This is a genomic window from Paenibacillus sp. FSL R5-0475 (assembly GCF_038004585.1).
Classification (GTDB): domain Bacteria; phylum Bacillota; class Bacilli; order Paenibacillales; family Paenibacillaceae; genus Paenibacillus_AQ.
In genome coordinates this window covers 3,402,492-3,423,335 of the sequence record NZ_JBBORK010000001.1, presented here as the reverse complement: position 1 = coordinate 3,423,335, position 20,844 = coordinate 3,402,492, and the positions used below count along the sequence as shown (strand labels likewise).

General features: G+C 44.1%; 22 protein-coding genes. 20 read left to right on the top strand and 2 right to left on the bottom strand.

From position 1 onward, the window contains the following. Nucleotides 1-50: 50 nt before the first annotated feature. A complete protein-coding gene (locus MKX41_RS15400) occupies nucleotides 51-962 on the bottom strand; it encodes a hypothetical protein (RefSeq protein ID WP_042190235.1) in 912 nt (303 codons plus the stop codon). Nucleotides 963-1,077: 115 nt separating this feature from the next. On the opposite strand from MKX41_RS15400, the gene MKX41_RS15395 reads away from it, so the two are divergent. From MKX41_RS15395 to MKX41_RS15385, 3 genes are read left to right on the top strand one after another with little or no spacing between them, the layout of a single operon-like run. After that, the gene (locus MKX41_RS15395; RefSeq protein ID WP_339242740.1) at nucleotides 1,078-1,671 is read left to right on the top strand and encodes a CPBP family intramembrane glutamic endopeptidase; all 594 of its coding nucleotides are present in this window, start codon (nucleotides 1,078-1,080) and stop codon (nucleotides 1,669-1,671) included. Continuing rightward, nucleotides 1,668-2,036: a hypothetical protein gene (locus tag MKX41_RS15390; protein WP_339242738.1), complete on the top strand. Its 369-nt coding sequence runs from the start codon at nucleotides 1,668-1,670 to the stop codon at nucleotides 2,034-2,036. Before MKX41_RS15395 ends, MKX41_RS15390 begins: the two co-directional genes overlap by 4 nt. Further along, nucleotides 2,030-2,875, top strand: a complete 846-nt coding sequence (locus MKX41_RS15385; protein WP_340971587.1) for a metallophosphoesterase — start codon at nucleotides 2,030-2,032, stop codon at nucleotides 2,873-2,875. Before MKX41_RS15390 ends, MKX41_RS15385 begins: the two co-directional genes overlap by 7 nt. A 97-nt stretch (nucleotides 2,876-2,972) precedes the next feature. Here the strand turns inward: MKX41_RS15385 and MKX41_RS15380 are convergent, their stop codons facing one another. After that, nucleotides 2,973-3,872, bottom strand: coding sequence for a polysaccharide deacetylase family protein (locus tag MKX41_RS15380; RefSeq protein ID WP_445671318.1), 900 nt, complete (start codon nucleotides 3,870-3,872; stop codon nucleotides 2,973-2,975). An 85-nt stretch (nucleotides 3,873-3,957) separates the two neighbouring features. Here MKX41_RS15380 and MKX41_RS15375 point away from each other — a divergent pair, with 85 nt between their 5' ends. From MKX41_RS15375 to spoIVA, 17 genes are all read left to right on the top strand, one after another. Beyond that, nucleotides 3,958-4,353 (top strand): hypothetical protein, encoded by a 396-nt coding sequence (locus MKX41_RS15375; RefSeq protein WP_042190229.1) that lies wholly within the window; start codon nucleotides 3,958-3,960, stop codon nucleotides 4,351-4,353. A 263-nt stretch (nucleotides 4,354-4,616) separates the two neighbouring features. Further along, nucleotides 4,617-5,231 carry a genetic competence negative regulator gene (locus MKX41_RS15370; RefSeq protein ID WP_042190227.1) on the top strand — a complete coding sequence of 205 codons (615 nt, stop codon included), beginning with the start codon at nucleotides 4,617-4,619 and terminating at the stop codon, nucleotides 5,229-5,231. Between the two features lie 148 nt (nucleotides 5,232-5,379). Then, nucleotides 5,380-6,075, top strand: coding sequence for a glutamic-type intramembrane protease PrsW (gene prsW, locus MKX41_RS15365; RefSeq protein ID WP_042129603.1), 696 nt, complete (start codon nucleotides 5,380-5,382; stop codon nucleotides 6,073-6,075). A gap of 360 nt (nucleotides 6,076-6,435) precedes the next feature. Further along, entirely contained in the window at nucleotides 6,436-7,794 is a 1,359-nt protein-coding gene (ypeB, locus tag MKX41_RS15360) for a germination protein YpeB (protein WP_076284556.1), read from the top strand. Nucleotides 7,795-7,923: 129 nt separating this feature from the next. Next, on the top strand, nucleotides 7,924-8,577 hold the full coding sequence (locus MKX41_RS15355; RefSeq protein ID WP_042190221.1) for a flagellar brake protein: 654 nt from the start codon (nucleotides 7,924-7,926) through the stop codon (nucleotides 8,575-8,577). 207 nt (nucleotides 8,578-8,784) lie between these two features. After that, nucleotides 8,785-9,495: a (d)CMP kinase gene (gene cmk, locus MKX41_RS15350; protein WP_231573321.1), complete on the top strand. Its 711-nt coding sequence runs from the start codon at nucleotides 8,785-8,787 to the stop codon at nucleotides 9,493-9,495. Continuing rightward, nucleotides 9,492-10,079 (top strand): lysophospholipid acyltransferase family protein, encoded by a 588-nt coding sequence (locus MKX41_RS15345; protein ID WP_042190219.1) that lies wholly within the window; start codon nucleotides 9,492-9,494, stop codon nucleotides 10,077-10,079. Before cmk ends, MKX41_RS15345 begins: the two co-directional genes overlap by 4 nt. A gap of 175 nt (nucleotides 10,080-10,254) precedes the next feature. Continuing rightward, nucleotides 10,255-11,577, top strand: coding sequence for a 30S ribosomal protein S1 (gene rpsA / locus MKX41_RS15340; RefSeq protein ID WP_256716304.1), 1,323 nt, complete (start codon nucleotides 10,255-10,257; stop codon nucleotides 11,575-11,577). A 169-nt stretch (nucleotides 11,578-11,746) separates the two neighbouring features. Continuing rightward, on the top strand, nucleotides 11,747-13,072 hold the full coding sequence (gene der / locus MKX41_RS15335) for a ribosome biogenesis GTPase Der (protein ID WP_042190218.1): 1,326 nt from the start codon (nucleotides 11,747-11,749) through the stop codon (nucleotides 13,070-13,072). Between the two features lie 12 nt (nucleotides 13,073-13,084). Continuing rightward, the gene (gene plsY / locus MKX41_RS15330) at nucleotides 13,085-13,702 is read left to right on the top strand and encodes a glycerol-3-phosphate 1-O-acyltransferase PlsY (protein ID WP_042129592.1); all 618 of its coding nucleotides are present in this window, start codon (nucleotides 13,085-13,087) and stop codon (nucleotides 13,700-13,702) included. Continuing rightward, nucleotides 13,695-14,735, top strand: coding sequence for an NAD(P)H-dependent glycerol-3-phosphate dehydrogenase (locus MKX41_RS15325; protein ID WP_076299572.1), 1,041 nt, complete (start codon nucleotides 13,695-13,697; stop codon nucleotides 14,733-14,735). Before plsY ends, MKX41_RS15325 begins: the two co-directional genes overlap by 8 nt. 66 nt (nucleotides 14,736-14,801) lie before the next feature. Beyond that, nucleotides 14,802-15,077 carry a stage VI sporulation protein F gene (locus MKX41_RS15320; protein WP_076284557.1) on the top strand — a complete coding sequence of 92 codons (276 nt, stop codon included), beginning with the start codon at nucleotides 14,802-14,804 and terminating at the stop codon, nucleotides 15,075-15,077. A 195-nt stretch (nucleotides 15,078-15,272) separates the two neighbouring features. Then, nucleotides 15,273-15,452 (top strand): DUF2768 family protein, encoded by a 180-nt coding sequence (locus MKX41_RS15315; RefSeq protein WP_042129589.1) that lies wholly within the window; start codon nucleotides 15,273-15,275, stop codon nucleotides 15,450-15,452. A gap of 34 nt (nucleotides 15,453-15,486) precedes the next feature. Then, entirely contained in the window at nucleotides 15,487-15,855 is a 369-nt protein-coding gene (locus MKX41_RS15310) for a 2Fe-2S iron-sulfur cluster-binding protein (protein ID WP_149646812.1), read from the top strand. Nucleotides 15,856-15,885: 30 nt separating this feature from the next. Next, complete coding sequence (locus MKX41_RS15305; protein ID WP_256716305.1) at nucleotides 15,886-16,632, top strand: DUF3939 domain-containing protein; 747 nt, start codon at nucleotides 15,886-15,888, stop codon at nucleotides 16,630-16,632. A gap of 256 nt (nucleotides 16,633-16,888) precedes the next feature. Next, nucleotides 16,889-18,940, top strand: coding sequence for a serine hydrolase domain-containing protein (locus tag MKX41_RS15300; RefSeq protein ID WP_340971572.1), 2,052 nt, complete (start codon nucleotides 16,889-16,891; stop codon nucleotides 18,938-18,940). A 397-nt stretch (nucleotides 18,941-19,337) separates the two neighbouring features. After that, nucleotides 19,338-20,816, top strand: a complete 1,479-nt coding sequence (spoIVA, locus tag MKX41_RS15295; protein ID WP_042129583.1) for a stage IV sporulation protein A — start codon at nucleotides 19,338-19,340, stop codon at nucleotides 20,814-20,816. Nucleotides 20,817-20,844: the final 28 nt, after the last annotated feature.

Genomic DNA, 20,844 nt, shown 5'->3' with positions numbered 1-20,844 from the left:
AGGCTTTCTTGAAGTGAACTTCATTTTTCGTTATGATTCAATGACTGGTTCTATTCATAAAAAAACGGGAGCTGTGGAATCGTCTCCTTGCTATAGTACTGCTCTCGCCACTTCATAAAATCCTCTACCTGTATAGCACCTGTGGAAATAAGCAGGGTTACTGAGGACTGAACATCCGTAAGATTCAATGAACTGGCTGTACCAGAATGTATCAAATCGTCTATTTTTGCAGTAATGTCCTGAGGATCGTAGGCTGCAAAAATTCCGCGATTTAACATCATATCAGCGATGGATGCGTTCTTTTGAAGAAGAGGCATTTTTTTCCACTGGATAAAGGACATGGTCTTTAGCTCACCAGCAACAGAAGGGATTTTCTGGTTTGTCTTAGAGCCCCACTTTAGCATAGAATCATAAAAGTTCTTTTGTGCGAGCAATCCGAATTTAACCGCACCGGCAGTATAAGGATCATTTTTCAGCAATTTTGCCGTCTCTGCACCAGATGCACTTGCACTTATTTCACCAGAAGCTTTTGAGAATAAAGTTAAGCTTTTGAGTATGTTTAGCTGTGATTGATGTAATAAGGGAGAGTCGGAAAAGATAGAATCCTGGTTAACTCTTTCATATTGTTTATCTGCTAGAAGGCTAAGATTCTTCATAGCTGCTGCATTTACACGGGCATCTGTACTGCGTGCCAACTTGTCCACTTGTGTGTTCCAATTCTGCTTGAATTCCCGATAAGGCAAAAATACGTTATGATAGAAAGTAACAAGATCCTTCTGTTGGTAAGAGCCCGTGAATTCTTCTAATCCATATCCATTACTGCTCTTTTGTTGCTCATATTTAGCTTCCGTTTTGTCTGCGCCAACCTTGACGCCTGTGAAAAATGCGGCGAAGGCGCAAATAAGGAAAAACAAAAAAAATAGAGTGTACAACATTTGTGTACGGGAGTTACGTTGGCTCATAATAAGTGCTCCTTTTTCTGGGGGAATTATCCTATGTATTATGTATTGATAGCAACATTATGGACGGTTTCTCTTTCGGAGCTGCCCCAAAAAATTAAAGAACAGGCAGGTCACGATGAAAAAATTCAAATTTGGCGAGATTAAGATAAAAAAAGTAGAGCCAGGTCAGTTAACAGACCGTCTTCTGCTCCTCAATCTCTACATTACTCAGGGTCTTACATTAATTATCGGTTTGATATGGATATTATTTCAGAAAAGAAATCCTTTTCAGCTATTAATTTTTCCAGAAAACGTACAATTTGTGGCATGGGGTCTTGGACTTGCTGCTGTAATGCTGGTAGTTGATTATTTATTGACTCATATTGTACCTGAAGAAAGCATGGATGACGGGGGAATAAACGACCTTTTATTTCGAAATCGGCCCGTATGGCACATTGTTGTAATTGCAGCTATGGTATCGATCTGTGAAGAGCTTCTGTTCAGAGGAGCCATTCAGTATTCCATTGGTCCTTATTGGACGAGTATTTTGTTTGCTCTTATTCATGTTCGCTATTTGCGCCACTTTGTACCTACCGGATGGGTATTCTTAAGCAGCTATGGTCTTGGATATATATACATTCAATCAGGAAGCCTATGGGCACCTATACTATGTCATTTCTTCATCGACCTTTTCTCTGGTCTGGTGATCCGCTACAGGAGGGAATCATGAGTGAGGAATTGAGCCGGTTGAAGTCTCGTCAGAAAAAGCGCAGTGGCGAAGGCAAAACTTCTGGCAAAAGTAAAAAAACGAATCCGCGATCGGAGGGGGCTCCTAGAAAGAGCAATCATTCCCGGACAACAACGGCAACTTTGTCAAGGAAAGCGCGCCGTCCTGCGGCTTCTGCGAAGGGATCTAACGCTGGAAACAAAGAGCAGGAAGAATCTGTTCCATCACGTTCGAATACGTATTCATCAGAACGGGTTCGGCTTAGTAAAATGTTTGTTAACTCTCTGATTTTCATTTTTGTAATATTGCTGGTAGCGCTCCTCTGGTGGGGAATTGAAGGGGCGCCGCCTTTGAGTACTTTATGGTGATTTTTTGGATTTGGGGATTGGTTGTGGTTGTGCTTTTGATCGCGCTAATCATTGCAGTGATTATGGTGAGTAACGCCTTTAGAAACAGAATTATTACCGAGGAAATAATTTTGAAGTCGCTCCCAGATGAGTTTGATGGATTTCGTCTCTTATTTATAACTGATATCCATCGCCGCCGCCTTCCAACAGCACTGCTGACTCCGTTAAAGGGAAAGGTGGGTGCTGTTTTATTAGGCGGTGATCTAACGGAAAAAAACAGTCCTCTGGATCGACTGACTGATAATATGACTTTAGTGACTTCTATTGCTCCTACCTATGTAGTACATGGAAATCATGATTATCGAGCTGATATTTCACTAGTTGATCAGATTATCCGGGGCAGTGGTGCAAAGCTGTTAATGGATGAGAATGTGCGTATTGAACGTGAGGGAGCTTCTCTTTGGTTAACGGGAGTGGATTTTCCGAAAAAGGGTGGTAACACTTCTTATCGTCCATTACCTGAATTAACGTCACGTGCTTCTTCAATAAATAACACTTGTCGTATCATTCTTGTTCACGATCCGCTCTGGTTGTCCAAACGTCAAAGTGTGCCAGCGGATCTGATATTAGCAGGCCACACGCATGGAGGGCAGGTCATTCTTCCTTTTTTGGGTCAAAGGCATGTGGAAAATTTCTATCATAAATATGATGCAGGAATGTTTCAATGGCCCAGAAGAGATGGGACAGGAAGGGATGCGAAGCTGCTGATTAGCAGAGGGTTTGGAACCTCTCACTTGCCGATCCGCTGGGGAAGTCCTGCTGAGATGCACGTGCTAACGCTCCGTAAAGAGAAACATTAGAAAACTGTCTTTGTACCGATTGAACGGGCGGACAAAAAAACAGGTAATCTCCTTTCCAACAAGGGGATTACCTGTTTTTATTTATCCTAATTAGGAATTAGCGCATCTTAAGCTCAATACTGCGAGGATCTACAAAGCTATAACCCTTGCCTTCAAGAGTAGTAAGCAGTTTATCCAACGCTTCAACTGTCCAAGGTAGCTCATGCATCAGAATATTACTGCCAGAATGCAATTGATCCGTCACATTTTTGATTAACTTATCTGTTTTTCCGGTTTCTTTCTCTTTCATTTCCCAGTCCAGTGATCCATTGGACCAGGTCATATACAACATCCCATTCTCAGCGGAAATCTTCTTCCCTACATCTCCGCCAGCACCATGTGGAGGACGGAAAAACTGAGGGGCTTCACCAATAATCTCCTTGACCGCATTTTGAACGTCTTCGATTTGCTTTTTGACCTCAGTGTAAGACTTGTCCTTCAACACAATATGATCCCAGCTATGGTTGCCGATAATCCCTCCGCGGTTATGAATTAACTCTAGAAGCTCGGGATGCGCTTTAACGCGGTATCCATTCACGAAGAAGATCGCTTTGGCCTGATGTTTGTCCAGAACATCCATTAACGGATTAATCATTTCCGCATCTTTGGGACCGTCATCAAAAGTGAGTAACACGACTTTTTTATTTGTAGTTTCCTCATTTGGGACGATGTCGTAATTTTTGTTCATATGGTACAGCAGTGGAATTTCAGCGGAGGCTTCATCCTTACTGGCTGTATTATTACTACCTGTAGTTCCTCCATCTGCTGACGCTTCAGGGGTAGGGCTGGCTGTAACTTCAGGGGAAGGCGCTGTAGTTTCTGCGCTCTGTGTAGCTGCCGCCGTAGGCGTATTGTTTGTGGTGTTTGTATCCTTTCCATTCGCACCGCTGTTGCCACAGGCTGTCAGCAGTAAGGTAGCCAGTAGGAGCACTGATGTCATTTTACCCACTTTTTTCAACTCGCTTTCTTCTTATTAGGTTGCATGAGCGGCAATCTTTCCGCGAACACTAAACATGATTTTACCATACAAGGAGGCTGGAAATATGAATACTTCGTCATTTTTATGTGGGGTGCTGATGGGCGTCGCAGCCAGTATGATTATGTCCAAAAAGCGGAATTCTCTAATGTCTTCGCTGGGGCAATCGGGCGGTTCCATGAGTGGAGCAGCAGATAAAGCAAAAGAAAAAATAATTGGTATGGCTACGACAGGGTTTGGAAACACTGCTGCTTCAAGCAGCAATGCAAGCAGTAATACAAGCAGCAATGCTCAAAGTAATGGTTCGAACAGCGGAACCTCTGAGCATAAAACGGAATCACCGGCAAAATCAAAAGAATCCAATCTCAAATTACTGAAGGATTTCATTCGCAACAATCCTGAAGTGAAGAGCGAAGTGGAGCAAATTCTTAAAGAAACGCATACTGCCATACCGGGATTGTAACCGTAAAGGACTCCTTCAGAATCATTTTGAGGATGAAATATTCCGCAGAATGATTCTTTTTTATATTCAAGGGCTTGAAAGTGGTTTATGAATTAGAATAAGCTCTTCAGTAGTGGCAATGCTTTAAGAGGATTTTATATATTTATTTTCGTGCATTTATCTCTGCAAAATGATAACATACATACATAGTAACCATTTTTGGCTCATTACTCGGGACTCATCATACATTATAATAAATGAGCTTGCAAAAGGAGGATCCTGTCATGAGAATAGAGCGATTAAGTCAAGATAAGATACGGATTTTCCTCACTTTTGACGACCTGAGCGAGCGGGGCATCCAGAAGGAAGACATGTGGCAGGAAGTTCCTAAGGTTCATGACCTGTTTACGGAGATGATGGACCAAGCATATAGTGAACTAGGTTTTGATGCTACCGGTCCGCTTGCCGTAGAAGTTTTCGCATTGCCCGCCCAAGGCATGGTCGTTATAGTGACCCGAGGAAAATATGATCACCATCAGTACGGTGCGTCCGGGGAAGAAGAATTGCCAGAAGAGATTTACGAAATGGAAGTTACTCTTGAACAAAGCGACTCCATTGTATATGCATTCCGCGATTTCGAGGTTCTTGTTGAAGCGGCACATGTGCTCATTGGTAATATTACTTCCCAGGGGAAACTGTATTCTTATAACAATAAATGGTATCTGTACTTCGATCCTAAGGAATTTGAAGAAACAGCGTTGTCAGGTCTTGTTGGCGTACTAGCTGAGTTTGGAGATTCCTCACCGGTTACTGAAGCTGTCCTCGATGAATACGGGAAGACAGTAATGCCGGAGAATGCAGTCCAGTTATTGTGCACTCATTTTAAGCGTCAGGATTAAATAGCATGATAGGGCTGATAAGCATCATTTTAGCTGATTAGCCCTATTCTTGTTCTTGATGGTATGGCGGTCATTCTTGAATTAAAGCTGTTATCTGCCTTGCTGTAATCAGCAGAATAAGGCGCTAGGGATATAGGGAGGTTATTCGGTGCTCGTGTTATCGGTTATTTCGTCGGCAGTAGCGCCGGGACTTGCTCTGCTGACCTTTTTTTATTTGAAAGATAAGTATGATCAAGAACCGCTTCATATCGTTATTAAGGTGTTCCTTCTAGGCCTTCTGATTGTATTCCCTGTTATGATCATTCAGAGAGGACTAATGCTGGGACTGAATGGCGGTCCTTATGTGGAGTCGTTTCTCATATCCGCTGGCGTGGAAGAATGTCTAAAATGGTTTGTGCTTTACCATATGATTTACAATCACACCGAATTTGACGAGCCATATGATGGGATACTATACGCCGTAGCGATTTCGCTCGGCTTCGCAACAATAGAAAATATAATGTACGCTTGGTATAGCAATGCATCAATCGGTTCCATGTTCCTGAGAGCACTGCTTCCGGTTTCTGGACACGCTATGTTTGGTGTAATCATGGGCTATCATTTAGGGAGAGCCAAGTTCTCAAAGGGAGCTAAAACAAAAGGGATTCTGTTAATCTCTATCTTGCTGCCATGGTTGTGGCATGGGATTTATGACTTTATTTTGAGTACGACAGCTAACTACTGGATATGGTTTATTGTTCCTCTGATGGCTATTCTATGGTACGGAGGGATGGGGAAAGTGGATAGGGCGAATAGCCGGTCCCCTTTCCGCTTTCTGAAACGAGAAGAAGAGGTTAACCTATAATCGAGATGGACACACTTATATTCAAAGGATTGTTCCTTAGCGGGAGATTCCAGAGAGGAGAGAGGTGTCTTTTTTTGCGTATAAAAGTCCGTATACTTTGCAAACAATGCGGTGAGACCTACATATTAAGAGGGATAAAAGAGCAGGGTGTGATTCAAACCGGCTTTAAGCAATGCCTTTGCAGTAATAGCAGTGGCTTTGAAATCGAAGAGAGAGCATAAGCGCTATGCTATGCAAATTTGGAGTGAAATCCCTCTATTCAAACACTTTAGTCATATTGTGTTACAGAAGGGTGCATAAGACTCCTAGTTTATTGTCAAACTAACGCCAATAAGCTATCGAAAGGAGTCTTGTAGCCCTATGTACAAAAGATTAAGTGCTGTAATGTTCCCGCTGACTGCGCTGCTGTTAATTGGAGCGCTCGTGTGGGGTTATCAGGAGAATCAGGAGAAGAATGCGATCCTAATTAAGGCGGAGAACCAATATCAGCGTGCCTTTCATGATTTGTCTTACCACGTGGAGCGTCTTCATGGAGAGCTGGGAAACACACTAGCTGTTAACTCCGCTTCTAACGGGATGCACCGCAAAGGACTTGTTAATGTGTGGCGGATGACCAGTGAGGCGCAAAATGAAATTAATCAGTTGCCACTCACATTACTGCCATTTAGCAAAACGGAGGAGTTTCTGTCCAAAATCTCAAACTTTTCTTATAAAGCTGGGATTCGTGATTTCGCTAAGAAGCCTTTGACAGATGGTGAATTGAGCAATTTAAAAGCATTGTATAAGAGCTCTGGAGAAATCTCAAAAGATTTGCAAGATGTTCAGAATAAAGTGATTGGTAGCCGTTTGCGCTGGATGGATGTTGAAACCGCATTGGCTACAGAGAATAAGGCAGAAGATAATTCGATTATTGACGGCTTTAAGTCGGTGGACAAACGTGTCGAAGGTTACCCGGACCTGGATTGGGGTCCTTCAGTTGCAAGCATTTACGATAAACGCTCTGTAAAAATGCTCGGAGGTACCCCTGTTTCAGTTGAAGATATCAAACGTAAAGCCATTAAGTTTGCTAATGCAGGCTCAAATGCTAAGGTAGACGTTAAAGAAAACGGAAAAAATACGAAGTGGCCTTCTTATACGGCTACAGTCAGTGGTTCGAATAATAAGCAGATTATCAGTATGGATTTCACCAAAAATGGTGGTTTACTGATCTCTTATTACGATAACCGTGAGATAGGACCTGCTAAGGTGACCCTAGAAGAAGCAGTTACTAAGGCGGAGCAGTTTCTTAAGAAAAAAGGATATCCTCATATGACTGCGGTTAATGCTGACCGTTATGATAATATCGGGAATTTAACCTTTGTAACGAGCCAAAATGATGTCTTGATTTATCCTGAGAAAATGACGATCCGCATTGGACTTGATACTGGGACAGCGGTTGGATTTGAGGCTAGCGAATATGTCAATGAGCATAAGGACAATCGTAAAATTCCAAAGCCAAAGCTGACTCTGGCGGAAGCGAAGAAATTTCTGAATTCGGATTTCAATGAGAATTACCATCGCATGGCGTGGATTAAAAATGATGACTCCGTAGAAGTCTTGACTTACGAATTTGGCGGAGAGGTAAATGGTACTCAGTATCGTATTTATCTTAATGCGGACGACGGCATTGAAGAGTCCGTGGAAGAAATCAGGCCTTCTTCAGGAGTAGAACAAAAGTGAAAAAACAGGGCGCATCCATTATTTGGATGGGCCCTTCTTTATTTTTGAAATTCAAATAATATTTATCTCATTGGGTGATATTCCCATGCTATAATCATTGTTAACTATACTGATTTGGCGGTGACATCTTTGTATCCTAAAATTAATGAATATCTATACATACAGGTTGCTTCCAGTGACGCTGCTGAAGCAGAAGTTGAATATAGATCGAGAATTGCAGAGACAGAGGACGACGCATTCCTGATTGAAATTCCTATGCAGGAGAGTGACGGTCGTCTGAAACGACTTTTTATGGGGGACGAGCTTTCGGTTTATTTTATTACTGAGGGTGGCATTAAAAATTACTTTAATACTCATGTTCTCGGGTTTAAAGAAGATGTAATTCGTATGGTCCGGATACAAAAACCAGAGGCGGATTCGATTTTCAAAATTCAGAGACGAAGCTTTTTTCGGGTGAATGCAGATCTTGAATTAGCTGTGAAGGATAGCTTTGGCAAAAGATTCCTTGTACGTACAGATGATATCGGCGGAGGAGGAACGTCTTTCTTGGTGGATCACCAAGTGAAGCTCGAGGTGGGAGCGAAATTATCCTGCTGGGTTCTAGTGCCTTATCGAAATGGTAGTATTGAGCATGTGGACTTTGAAGGTGAAGTGGTTCGGATTAAAAAGCTTGAAAACGGGCGCCAATTGGCCATGCTGAAATTTGTGGCTATTACGGATAATGAGCGTCAGAAAATAATACGTTACTGCTTTGAACGACAGTTTGATTTCCGCAACCGATAGGCATTTTTCTTAGCTCTATTAAGTGTTCTGATTTTGCACTGAAGTATAAACTGTGGTATAATTTTATAAGTCGCAGGCAATGCCTGCTTTTTTCTTGATAATATCATCAAGCATATCCATTTGTATGTGCTCCTTGATATTGCAGGAACGAACTTGACATCGCTAGATGCTTTTCTTATGAAAGAGTGTTTGAGGAGGAATGCCCCGTTGGATAGGCAGGGTACACATACTTACGACAGAATTAACGTCGCCATCGACGGACCTGCCGGGGCAGGCAAGAGTACTGTAGCCCGATTGGTAGCGCAGAAGTTGTCTTATATTTATGTCGATACAGGCGCAATGTACCGGGCAATCACCTGGTATATGATCCGAGAAGGCATAGAACCGGAAGATCAGAATCAAGTGAACCAGAAAGTTCACGATATGGTTATTGAGCTTATTCCGGAAAAAGACATCCAGAAGGTGCTGATTAATGGGGAAGACGTAACGCCGCATATTCGGAGTCTTCAGGTTAGCGGCCTTGTGTCGCAGTATTCGAAGATCGAAGGTGTAAGGTCCAGACTGAGTCATTTGCAGCGTCAGATGGCGCTTCGCAAAGGCGTTGTAATGGATGGCCGCGATATCGGTACGACCGTGCTGCCCGATGCCGAAGTAAAGATTTTTATGACGGCAAGTGTGGAAGAAAGAGCTCTCCGTCGTTATAAGGAATTGAGAGACGCGGAATCGGTGACGCTTCAGCAGCTTGAACATGATATTGCACAGCGGGATCGTCTGGATGAAGGACGGGAGATTTCACCGCTGCGACGTGCGGAAGATGCGATTCTTCTCGACACGACCTTTATGGATATCGATCAAGTCGTGGAGGCCATTGTATCCCATTGTAGATCTCATGTTGACGGGGAGAGAAATCATTTATGATTTATGTATTTTGCCGAGGATTGCTTCGCTTGATTTACGCAATTGTTTTCCCGCTTAAGATTGTGGGGGAAGAGAATGTGCCAAAGGAGGGCGGGGTGCTGCTCTGTGCCAACCATATTAGTTTGCTGGATCCGATGACTATCGGGATTAAGTTAGACCGTCAAGTAAAGTATATGGCTAAGGCAGAACTTTTTGAGGTTCCTGTGCTTGGCTGGCTCATTAACAAATTGGGTGCTTTTCCGGTCAAACGTGGTGGTGTAAGCAAAGAATCCATTAAAACGGCCCTTAACACACTTCGCGGTGGTAATGTCATGGGTATCTTCCCGGAGGGTACGCGTAACTCTGACGCCGGAGTTGCCAAGAAAGGTGCTGCAAGCTTTGCACTTCGAAGCGGTGCTGCAGTTGTTCCAGCCGCTATTGTCGGTGAGTACAAACCCTTTCGACGGATGGTTGTAGTCTATGGGGCTCCTATAGATCTCAGTCAATTTGCCGGTGCAGGAAGTGAATCTCTCGAGGCTGTTACCGATGTCATTATGGAACGCATCAATGAGATGAAGAAGTCGGGTATACCAACTGTTGGTTAAGGGATAAACGGAATCACAAATTTCGTCCTGTGCTATGATTAAATAACGGCATAGTCGCTATTTTTTGGAACATACTATCTTCAAGTGTAATTTGTAATACCAAGCAATGCTTGTTTTGAACTCTGCTATACGCAGGTTTAAATAAATGGGGTTTTGAATCGAGGAGGCTAATCACATGTCTGAAGAAATTAAAAATCAGGAAACTACGGAGAGCAATGAAACCGTAGAAGCGGTGGAATCCGCTGTGACAGAAAATAACGGAGCTGTAGAAGAAGTTGCTGCCGTTAACGAAGAAGAAGTGACTAACCAAGCTGACTTGGAAATCATTTCTCTGAAAAAAGGCGATACCGTGAAAGGAACAATCGTCAAAATTGAAGATAACCAAGCTTATGTAAGCATTGGATATAAATACGACGGTGTGATTCCGATTCGCGAATTGTCCGCAGTACAACTGGACAACGCTGCTGCAGCAGTAGAAGTTGGACAGGAAGTAGAATGTAAAGTTGTTAGCATCAACGACAACAAGGAAAGCCTTGTTCTTTCCAAACGTGCTGTTGATAGCGAAAAATCATGGGAAGATCTTGAGAAGTACTTTGCTTCCCAAGAAGCTTTCGAAGTTACTGTGGCTGACGTTGTTAAAGGCGGTCTAGTAGCTGATGTTGGAGCACGTGGATTTATCCCAGCTTCCATGGTTGAGCGTCACTTCGTTGAAGATTTCAGCGATTACAAAGGCCGTACCCTTCGCGTTAAAGTGAAAGAACTTGACCGTGAGAACAGCAAAGTAATCCTGTCCGCTAAAGAAGTTCTTGAAGAAGAGTTCGAAGCTAATAAGCTTAAAATTATGGCTGAACTGTCTGAAGGTCAAATCATTGAAGGTACTGTACAACGTCTGACCCAATTCGGCGCATTTGTTGATGTTGGCGGAGTTGACGGTCTTGTACACGTATCCGAAATCGCTTGGAATCACGTAGAGAAGCCTTCTGATGTAGTTTCTGAAGGTGATAAAGTACGTGTTAAAGTACTTAAGGTTGATCCTGAAAAAGGAAAAATCAGCCTGAGCATTAAAGCTGCTGCTCCAGGTCCTTGGGACTCTGCTGCTGGCGAAATCAACATCGGTGATGTTGTAACAGGCGTTGTAAAACGTCTTGTGAACTTCGGAGCATTCGTTGAATTGCTTCCAGGTGTGGAAGGTCTTGTGCACATTTCACAAATCTCCCACAAACACATTGCTACTCCACACGAAGTATTGAAAGAAGGACAAGAAGTACAAGTTAAAGTACTGGACTTCAATCCATCCGAGAAACGTGTTAGCCTGAGCATCAAAGAAACTGAAGAAGCTCCAGCACCTACTGCTAGACCTGAACGCAGCAACAGCAGAGACAGAGCTCCTAAAGAAGTATTGAATAACCCTAACGTTTCTCTAAGCAACGAAGGCCTTAGCTTCACGCTTGCTGAACGTTTTGGAGACAAGTTGGACAAATTCAAAGGTAATAACTAATCCTGCTTTTTGAATATACGGGTAAAGTAATCGGCGAGCCCTCGATACGGGGGTTCGCCGATTCTCTTTTTCCAGTGACAGAAAGATTTATTGGAACTAACATGAGTGTTAGCCAATTTTAATGTTTTTTGCTATGATGAGTATCGTAAGGATGACAGGAGGAATGAATATGGCAAGACCCGTTGTGGCAATCGTTGGGAGGCCTAACGTCGGGAAATCGACGATTTTTAATCGGCTGATTGGCGATAGATTGGCCATTGTAGAAGATAAACCGGGGATTACACGTGACCGGATTTATGGTATTTCAGATTGGAACGGTAAGTCGTTCAGTGTGATTGATACCGGAGGTATTGAAATTGATGGAGATGACACGATTCTGAAATCAATCCGCGTTCAAGCGGAGCTGGCGATTGAAGAAGCGGATGTTATTGTATTTATGTGTGAGGCGAAGAGTGGTGTGACGAATTCAGATGAAGAGGTAGCTCAGATTCTGTTCCGTTCAGGTAAACCGATCGTTCTTGCCATCAATAAAGTGGATAATATGAAGCGTGCAGATGATATTTATGAGTTCTATAGCCTAGGTTTTGGAGATCCAATCGGAATTTCCGGTAGTCATGGTACAGGACTCGGTGACTTATTGGACGCTGTCGTAGAACGTCTGCCAGAGAAAATAGATGATGAATATGATGACGATGTCATTCGTGTAGCTTTGATTGGCCGTCCGAATGTAGGTAAATCCTCTTTGGTTAACGCAATTCTGGGTGAAGAACGCGTTATCGTTAGTGATATTGCAGGTACTACTCGCGATGCTATTGATACGCCTTTTGAACGTGATGGACAACGTTATGTGCTTATCGATACTGCAGGTATGCGCAAAAAAGGCAAGGTATATGAGAACATTGAGAAATACAGTGTTATGCGTGCGATGCGTGCGATTGAACGGGCTGATGTGGTTCTCGTTGTAATTAACGGTGAAGAGGGCATTATCGACCAGGACAAGCATATCGCTGGTTATGCACATGAAGCTGGTAAAGCATCTATTTTTGTTGTGAACAAATGGGATGCCATTGAGAAAGACGACAAGACTATGCAGAACTTCGAATCTAAGATTCGTGACCACTTCTTGTTTATGAGTTACGCACCGGTTGTTTTCTTGTCGGCTTTAACTAAACAGCGCCTGCAAAAACTGCTACCAGTGGTGCAGCATGTATCTCAACAGCATGCACTACGCATTACTACGCATCTGGTGAACGATGTTGTATCGGACGCCATTGCGATTAACCCTCCTCCAACTGACAAAGGCCGTCGCTTACGTATTAACTACGTAACGCAGGTTGCGGTGAAGCCACCGACGATCGTGGTGTTCGTAAATGACCCATCGCTGATGCACTTCTCCTATGAACGTTACTTGGAGAATAAAATCCGCGCGGCGTTTAATTTCGAGGGAACGCCAATCCGTCTCTTTACACGGCGCAAATCCGAAAACGAAGGTTAGGGGAGAAGAAGTGTGGCGCTTGAACTTCTGGTTATCGTTGTAAGCTATTTGCTTGGTTCTGTCAGCTTTAGTGTGCTGTTCGCCAAGCTACTAAAGGGAATTGATATCCGTCAATATGGGAGCGGCAATGCGGGGGCTACCAATACACTTCGTGTACTGGGAAAAGGTCCTGCGATATCTGTGCTAGTACTGGATGTACTGAAGGGTGTTGCCGCAGTTTGGTTAGGAACTTGGGTAGGCGGCTGGGGAACCTGGGTTGCTGCTCTTTGCGGAATCGCTGCCATTGTCGGACATAACTGGCCGCTTTACTTTCGTTTCCGTGGGGGAAAGGGCATCGCTACTACGATCGGTGTTATGGCCACACTGTGTTTATGGCCTGCACTGCTCGCTGGTGTTATCGCCATAGGATCTATCTTTATCACTCGTTACGTGTCACTTGGCTCGTTGATTTTTGTCGCGCTGACACCGGTCTTTCTATTGTTGACAGGATTTACACAGCCTGTGCTCTGGACCAGTATTATCATTGCGGTTTTTGCCTTCTGGCGGCACCGGACGAACATTGTTAAGATTGTAGAGGGCCGTGAGAACAAGATAGGCTCAAAAGTAAAAGGAGGGAATCGTGTTGTCTGATAAAGTAACCGTACTAGTAGCGGGGAGCTGGGGAACTGCGCTGGCAAGTGTGCTGGCTGCGAATCACTCGGAAGTTTATCTGTGGACACGTAACTCTGATCAAGCTGCCGAGATCAATGGTTCTCATTTCAATAATAAGTATTTACCGGGGATTTCTCTGCCTGCAAACATCATTGCAACCACCGATCTGGAGACCGCAGTTTCCGGTTCTAAAGCGGTTGTTATTGTAGCCCCATCTTCAGGTATGCGACAGGTTGCTCGCAGTCTGAAGCCGTTCTGGAAGGATGAAATGCTATGCGTTCATGCTACGAAGGGCTTTGAGACTGAAAGCAAGAAACGGATGTCCATCGTTATTGCTGAAGAACTCGGCTGTGACGAAGGGCAGATTGTCGTTCTCTCCGGACCGAGTCATGCAGAGGAAGTAGTGCGCCTGTGTCCTACTACAGTTGTTGTGGCTTCACCTGATGATAAGCGTACTGCTGAAGCACAGGAATTGTTCATAAACAATGATTTTCGTGTATATACGAACCGTGATCAGGTAGGAGTAGAGCTTGCCGGCGCACTAAAGAATATTATTGCACTCGGTGCAGGTCTATCCGATGGTCTAGGATTTGGGGATAATGCTAAGGCGGCGCTTCTGACACGTGGACTGGCCGAGATTTCTCGGGTGGGCGTCGAGCTTGGAGCGAATCCTTTGACCTTTGCAGGGCTTGCAGGTGTTGGCGATCTTGTAGTGACTGCTACGAGCCAGCACAGCCGTAACTGGCGTGCTGGCTTTATGCTCGGGCAAGGGAAACCACTGGATGAGGTACTGGAGTCGATGGGAATGGTTGTCGAAGGTATTCGTACCACGGAGGCAGCTTATGCCATTTCCATCAAGCTAGGGGTCCAAATGCCCATTACAGATCAAATTTATCATGTCCTTTTTAAAGGTAGAAGTCCGCGTAGTGCTGTTGAGGCTCTGATGGGCCGTGATCGTAAACCTGAGCTTGAGGCAATATCTCAGGAAACTTGGGAGCAGTGGCATTCCTGATCCTGTTCACCTTTTTCCGCAAATTCTCATATGTTGTATTGGGGATTGACGGAGGAGGGATGAAAAGTGAGCAGAGATTTTTCCAAGGATGCATTGAACGCCATTAACAAAAAGGCGGGCAAGAACATTACGGAAAGTGCCGTCAAAAAGCTAGCCAGTACGGTCAAACCAGGAACTACGCAGAATGAAGCCCAGCTCCGCCAGTTAATTAAGCAGGTGTCATCGATGGCGAAAGTGCCGGTCAGTGAAGCTACTGTGCAGGAAATTGTTAATGCCGTCAAAAAAGGCGGCGCAGGTTCCGGCACAATGGAGTCTTTAATGAAAATGATGCTTAAAAAATAGCTTTAGGTTGGGTGAGCAAAAGATTCAGAATCCATGAGATTCTGTTATCTTTTGCTCTTTTTTTATTTATTGGTAAACTCTCACAGCTAAAATATCTTAATAATAATATATAAAAAATGATGTTTTTTTACAGAATAGGATAAGGTCATGATATAATAATCCCTAATATATTACAGGCGAATGGGGGCTTTGACCTTGGATCCGATGACAAAAATGTGGTTGTCCCTGATTGCAATGCTGATTATGGGACTGTCTGTATTTCTAATAACTTTTGCTCGGAGCAAAACAAAGGGACTGCTTAAAGCATTGCTATCTATCCTTGCGTTTGTCATCATGTTAGTTGGCCTATTGGGCGGAGTTGTTTCGATTATGTAAGCAGTTACATAATGTTGAGGAAGGAAGTAACATCATGAAATCGCAAAATGGCGTCACCGTTATGTTTCAACCTGAAGGTCGTAAAGCTGTGGTGAATCGTGGTATCTCGTTACTGGAGGCAGCTCGTAAAGCCGGAGTGAGCATTACCACTCGCTGTGGAGGCAAAGCAGGCTGTCTGATGTGCAAGGTTAAAATTGCGACTGAAGAGGCCACAGCGCTGAGACCGCCAGGGGATATTGAACGACGTAAGCTTGGAACTACGTTAGAAGAAGGAGTGCGTCTGGCTTGTCAGGCTGCCGTATGGAGCGATGTGACCGTTCAGGTGCCAGAAGATCCACTTAAGGCTGCTGTACGCCGTAAGCTTGAAGCTGCGCGGCGTGGGGAAGAAGATGAGCTGTGGTAGTGTTAGATTGTCACCGTGGGAGGGACTCGGTTGGAGTTTATACGAAGAAAGAAGAAGCTAAAGGCAGGAGCAAGACTTTTTCTGGTAGTGATGTCAATCGCTCTTACTCTTTCCGGATGTCTGTATCCTGGAGAAGAAAAGCGTGCTAGCGTTAATTATCGAGAAAGTGTTAAGCGGATACAAGCAGCCGTTGATGATTTTCAACAAGAGGAAGGTGTGCTTCCGATCCTTAATGCGGATGAAGCTACTCCAAGATATGAGAAGTTCCGGATAGACCTAGGCAAGCTGAACAATAAGGGATATTTGGATGATATTCCGGCTACGGCTTTTGAACAGGGCGGAAGCGCTTATTTTCTTATTTTGAATGAGGAAAGCGATCCAGTTGTTAAGGTGATGGACCTTGTTACCGTTCAAAAGGTGAATGATGTGCAGCGTCAGATTAATCGTTATAAATCAGCTCATGACGGCTCTTTGCCCGTACTAGATGAGCTATATCCTGGACTTTACACCATTGATCATAAGAAAGCAGGAACAAGCTCCATATCATTAACTAGCGTCTATTCTGGGCAGGTTCTTGATTTCATCATGGATAAGGCTGGAACGGTCTATGTAGATTATGTCTTTGATATTATTGCTGCCATCGAAAAGAATGGTGGGGAACATGACGAGAAAAAAGATTTGCGACTAGATCTGGAGGAAGCTTCCTATTACGTGCCCGTGAAGTCTTTGCCGTATCTATGGATTAACAATCAGCCTGTCCCGCAGTCTCCTAGTTGAAGTGAAAGTTAAAGCTTAAGAGCGTCTAAGCTTCGGTTATATCCGAAGGTTTAGGCGTTTTTGTGTTGTTCAGATATTGCCTTAAAAGAAGCTTAATTGTCTTACATAAATCGTAGATGGAATTAAGGTTCAGTTTAATGGCGCGTAAGACTGGATTGCTAGAATGAAGGTAAGAAGGGAGATTTAGTTCAGGCTAGAGATGAATCGTGAATAATTCATAATCGTTCAAAATTACAGACAAAAGGATGTTGATGAGATGAAAAAAAAATTCATATGGACGCTTGCAGCGGCCTTAGTCCTGACCCCACTTATCCCTACAGGCGCGTTGGCTTCTAGCAGCGTAGTTGAGGTTCCTTCTAAGACGCTTGAGAAGCTCGCTTCTGAGAAAGCAGCGCTTCTAACTGAACAATATGGGATAACCAGCGTGCAGTATGCCTTGATCGACAATGGAGTGATCAAAGTATCGGGACAAAGTGGATTTAACGACGCAGAAGGGAAAATCCCTTTAACGAAGGAAACAATCTATGGTATTGGCTCTACGAGCAAAATGTTTACGGCGTCAGCGGTCATGAAACTAGTTGATGAAGGCAAGATCAATCTCCATACTCCTGTCGTACAATATATAACGGATTTTAAGATGGAAGATGAACGTTATAAAAAGATTACCCCACGCATGTTGTTGAATCACTCATCCGGTTTGCAGGGTTCGACTTTAACTAGTGCATTTCTATTTGATGATCCAGATACGTACGTACACGATTCACTGCTGGAGAACTTGTCTACACAGAAATTAAAGGCAGAACCGGGAGCTTTTTCAGTGTATTGCAATGATGGTTTCACGCTCGCAGAAATTCTTGTAGAAAGAGTCAGTAACATGACATTTACTACATTCATTCATGACAATTTTGCTGTACCTTTGGGTATGAACCATACCATGACGCCACAAGACATGGTAGATTCAAGCAAATTTGCCGGCCTTTACTCTCCTGCATATGAGGGGCAGCTTCCAACGGAGACGACCAATGCGATTGGTACAGGCGGAGTCTACTCTACTGCGGAGGATTTGGTCCGATTCTCGCAAATCTTTACTGGGAAGCGAGCAGATGTACTCTCAACCAAATCAGTACAGGCCATGGAGCAAGAAGAGTATAGAAAGGGATTTTGGCCCAAAGACGGGGATAATTCTGCTGACTACGGACTTGGTTGGGATAGTGTGCGATTATTCCCTTTTAACGATTATGGTATAAAAGCTCTTGTTAAAGGAGGAGATACACAGATGTATCAATCCTCTCTCGTCGTGCTTCCTGTACAGAATATGGCTGCAGCAGTCATTACCTCGGGCGGGAGCTCCTCAATTAATCAACTGCTGGCAAGTGAACTGCTCCTTCAGGCGATGAAAGAGAAGGGCGCAATTAAAGAAATCAAGCCAGATAAATCATTTGGCAAGCCAGTTAAGGCTGACATGCCAAAAGATCTTGTGAAATACGCAGGTTATTACAGTACTCTAGGTGATCAGTGGAAGGCAGCTATCAAAGACGGGGAACTCTTGTTATCAGGAATGACTGCTCCGGAACAAAAATTTATTTACACCACGGATGGAACTTTTGTTGATGAGGAAGGCAACACAAAGGTTAATTTTGTAAAGGAAAGCAACGGACGGACTTATTTGTGGATGAGCCAGTATATTTCGGTTCCTGAATTAGGCCAGCTTGCGTATTCTGAATATAAGGCGGAGAAATTGGAAGTTGCAGCACTGAATAAACAAACCGCAGATGCATGGGCAAAAAGAGAAGGTAAGTTATACTATCCAGTCAACGAGAAATTTAGTTCCATCACCTATATGAACATGATTAGGCCAACAATACAGACAAGTGAGGGTTATTTCAAAGCTATGAAGATAACAGGTCCAAATACGGCTGGGAGCCAGCACCAAATTCCTGGCATCGCGGGCCGAGATACATTTGATATTCTTTTCTATGCCAAAGAGGGCATAGAGTACTTTAATGCGGCTGGAACCTTGTATATGAGTGAGGACGGAGTGAAGCCGCTCTATAAAGGCAAATCGTCGATAGCTACGATACAAGCTGATGGTTATGCTAGATGGTTCAGTGTTCCCGAAACAGCGGCTGGAAAGAAAATGGTAGTTAAGATGCCAGCAAAAGGTGCTTTTATGGTATACGATGAAACGGGAGCCCTAGTGAATAACACGGTCATTAGTAGTAACAATGAGGTTGTACTACCTATTAAGGGCAATATTGTATTTGCCGGGAATGCCGGAGCTTCATTTGGTATTACGCTACTGAAATAGAGAGTAGATACGCATATATTGGATTGGGCCAGCTATTATAGCTGGCTATTTTGTTAGTTCTATCAATGAACCCTACCTCATATGATGGATGAGAAAGCTTCCGGGCGTCAGACGCCTTGCGGCGCGCACAACTAATTTTTAGAAATTACATTGCAAAATGCGCGATTATGGGTCATAAATTCGTTCCGGATACATATGATGATACTAGTCCAAATGCATGTCCGAGCATTCGGAGTTTAGCGCGGGGCCAGTACGTCCCGGTCGAAAGCAGCTAGGCTTCGGGCGGGCATACGATAAGTCCGGTTGATGTCCTGCAAGGGTCAGATTACCGGCGGAACGCGAAGTCGATGCTCTTCAGGCATTTTTTCTTCGGAGTAATATGAGGAGGGGATCTCTTTTGGAAAAAGTGGATATTTTCAAGGACATTGCCGAGCGTACCGGCGGAGACATTTATCTTGGCGTCGTCGGCGCGGTTCGCACGGGGAAATCGACATTTATCAAGCGCTTCATGGAAACAATTGTTCTGCCTAACATCACGAATGAGGCAGATCGGGTAAGAGCTGTGGATGAGCTTCCGCAAAGCGCAGCAGGCAAAACAATTATGACCACTGAACCTAAGTTCGTGCCTAACAACGCAGTCCAAATCAAGGTTGCGGAAGGGCTTGAGGTTAACGTTCGACTGGTAGACTGTGTGGGTTACGCTGTAGAAGGCGCTAAAGGCTACGAGGATGAGAATGGACCACGAATGATCTCTACACCTTGGTTTGAGGAGCCAATTCCTTTTCAGGAAGCGGCAGAAATCGGGACCCGTAAGGTCATCCAGGAGCATTCAACGCTTGGTGTTGTAGTAACAACAGATGGTACGATTGCAGAAATTCCGCGGAACTCGTACGTGGACTCTGAAGAGCGCGTCATTGCAGAGCTGAAGGAAGTGGGTAAGCCATTTGTGCTTGTCATTAACTCCACTCGCCCACGCAGTGAGGAAGCACAGCAGCTCCGTAGCGAGCTAGCCATCAAATACGATATCCCTGTCATGACACTCAGCGCAGCAAACATGACCGAAGAGGATGTAACAGGCGTACTGCGTGAAGTATTGTACGAATTCCCTGTTCATGAAGTAAATGTGAACTTGCCAAGCTGGGTCATGGTGCTTGGAGAGAATCACTGGCTGCGTAGTAGCTATGAGAACTCCGTTCGCGATACGGTAAAAGACATTCGCCGCTTGCGGGATGTTGACCGGCTCGTATCTCAGTTCACAGAGTATGATTTTATCGATAAAGCAGGCCTAAGTGGTATGAACATGGGTCAGGGTGTAGCAGAGATCGATCTGTATGCCCCAGAAGAGCTGTATGATCAGGTTCTGATGGAGGTAGTAGGGGTTGAAATCCGTGGCAAGGATCACTTGCTCCAGCTGATGCAGGAATTCTCACACGCGAAAAGGGAGTACGACCGTTTCTCGGAAGCTTTAGAAATGGTCAAGACTACCGGTTATGGTATTGCTGCTCCTTCACTAGCTGAAATGGCGCTAGATGAACCAGAGCTGATTCGTCAAGGCTCTCGCTTTGGGGTTCGCTTAAAAGCCACCGCACCATCTATTCATATGATTCGTGTTGATGTTGAATCTGAGTTCTCACCAATCATTGGTACAGAGAAACAAAGTGAAGAGTTGGTTCGTTATTTGATGCAGGATTTCGAGAACGACCCGATTAAGATTTGGGAATCCGATATTTTTGGGCGCTCCTTGCATTCCATTGTGAGGGAAGGTATTCAAGGCAAGATCGCGATGATGCCGGATAATGCGCGCTACAAATTGCAAGAAACGCTTGGTCGGATCATCAATGAAGGCTCAGGCGGACTTATTGCAATTATTCTCTAACTTAAATTTAAGCAGATTGGAAGAGTGG

Bases quoted from the DNA above. Each gene is read 5' to 3' on its own strand.
- der (WP_042190218.1), top strand. From the start codon at position 11,747: ATGGCAAGACCCGTTGTGGCAATCGTTGGGAGGCCTAACGTCGGGAAA.
- MKX41_RS15375 (WP_042190229.1), top strand. From the start codon at position 3,958: ATGAATACTTCGTCATTTTTATGTGGGGTGCTGATGGGCGTCGCAGCC.
- MKX41_RS15390 (WP_339242738.1), top strand. From the start codon at position 1,668: ATGAGTGAGGAATTGAGCCGGTTGAAGTCTCGTCAGAAAAAGCGCAGT.
- MKX41_RS15395 (WP_339242740.1), top strand. From the start codon at position 1,078: ATGAAAAAATTCAAATTTGGCGAGATTAAGATAAAAAAAGTAGAGCCA.
- MKX41_RS15300 (WP_340971572.1), top strand. From the start codon at position 16,889: ATGAAAAAAAAATTCATATGGACGCTTGCAGCGGCCTTAGTCCTGACC.
- rpsA (WP_256716304.1), top strand. From the start codon at position 10,255: ATGTCTGAAGAAATTAAAAATCAGGAAACTACGGAGAGCAATGAAACC.
- MKX41_RS15345 (WP_042190219.1), top strand. From the start codon at position 9,492: ATGATTTATGTATTTTGCCGAGGATTGCTTCGCTTGATTTACGCAATT.
- MKX41_RS15385 (WP_340971587.1), top strand. From the start codon at position 2,030: ATGGTGATTTTTTGGATTTGGGGATTGGTTGTGGTTGTGCTTTTGATC.
- ypeB (WP_076284556.1), top strand. From the start codon at position 6,436: ATGTACAAAAGATTAAGTGCTGTAATGTTCCCGCTGACTGCGCTGCTG.
- MKX41_RS15310 (WP_149646812.1), top strand. From the start codon at position 15,487: ATGAAATCGCAAAATGGCGTCACCGTTATGTTTCAACCTGAAGGTCGT.
- MKX41_RS15400 (WP_042190235.1), bottom strand. From the start codon at position 962: ATGAGCCAACGTAACTCCCGTACACAAATGTTGTACACTCTATTTTTT.
- MKX41_RS15370 (WP_042190227.1), top strand. From the start codon at position 4,617: ATGAGAATAGAGCGATTAAGTCAAGATAAGATACGGATTTTCCTCACT.